The organism is Rahnella sp. P4_A8 (genome assembly GCF_056402435.1).
Window position 1 is genome coordinate 1 of the sequence record NZ_JBFUHK010000272.1, and the last position, 1057, is coordinate 1057.

Here is a 1057-nt window from a genome sequence, read left to right on the forward strand (position 1 = left end):
TGCAGTTCACAGTGGATAGGATATTTCGTGATGGAAGCTTTTACTGATTACAGTGGATAGGTTGCTCACTGCAGTGGTTAGTCGGCTTTCAACAATAAATATGAAAAGCCTGCCATCACTGCAGCAAGCTTTAGGGCAATGAGCAGCAAGAGGTCAAAACTATTTCTTTGACTGGCGAAGCTGTTCCAGCAACTCAAGTTCTTCTTTAGTCAGCATTACCATCTCACGAGGCATAGCTGATTCCGCATCCCTCTCTGCCGGGACATCAATGATGTGTTCGTCATCCATTACATCGTAAACATCATCACCTATGCCCGTGGGTATTTGCGCAGGGCGTAACTTTGGCCGCCTATAGTGGATACAAAAATACACTACCTTACCGCGCTTAACTTCAGTGTAATCAAGATACCCAATCGCCTTTAACTGCTCCATAGCCTTGCGTACTGTCGCATTCTGAGTGATGGCTCGAGAGGTCAGATTTAGGCGGGCACGCAGGCGAGACATAGATATGGGAGCAGGATCTGTCGGAAGGCTTTCAATGAACGTATACAGAGCCTGAGCAGACTCCTTGCGAGAGAGTTCGTTGATTGCCCTGAGCTGGAGAAGAACTTTCTTATCAAACTGATACAACTCGAAGATCTTCGGATCCGCCTGCAACTCGACAGCGTCCTTTTTCGGGCTATATTTTGCTGACTGAACAAGGTGAGTTACGTAGTAATCCCCCTCTTTATTCGAAAACGAGAGGGTGTTAGTGGCTATACGTTCAAGTGAGGCCTCCAGACGCGCTCTGAGCTTCGCAGAAGAGCGTGCGGATGGAATCCCACACAACTTAGCGAATTCTACAAATGGCAGGTATACAGAGTCTCCTAGGACCTTATGCTTAGCAAAGGCATGAATGATCCCAACCCAGGTCTTAAAATCGTTATCCATATCAAGCCGGGCGCCGGTGATCTTGATGTTCTCATATCCCTCAGACTTCACGATCGAAAGCTGCTTCAGCTCAGAGGTGACATCCATTGAGTTCATCTGACCTTTACGTCCACGTGCTGTGGACTTC

The 1057-nt window shown here is 47.6% G+C and carries 1 protein-coding gene; it reads right to left on the bottom strand.

The genetic code is table 11. From position 1 onward, the window contains the following. Nucleotides 1–159 precede the first annotated feature (159 nt). Nucleotides 160–1057, bottom strand: an 898-nt coding sequence (locus tag AC1DUO_RS25355) for a RepB family plasmid replication initiator protein (RefSeq protein ID WP_477989449.1), incomplete at its 5' end; no start/stop codon positions are given.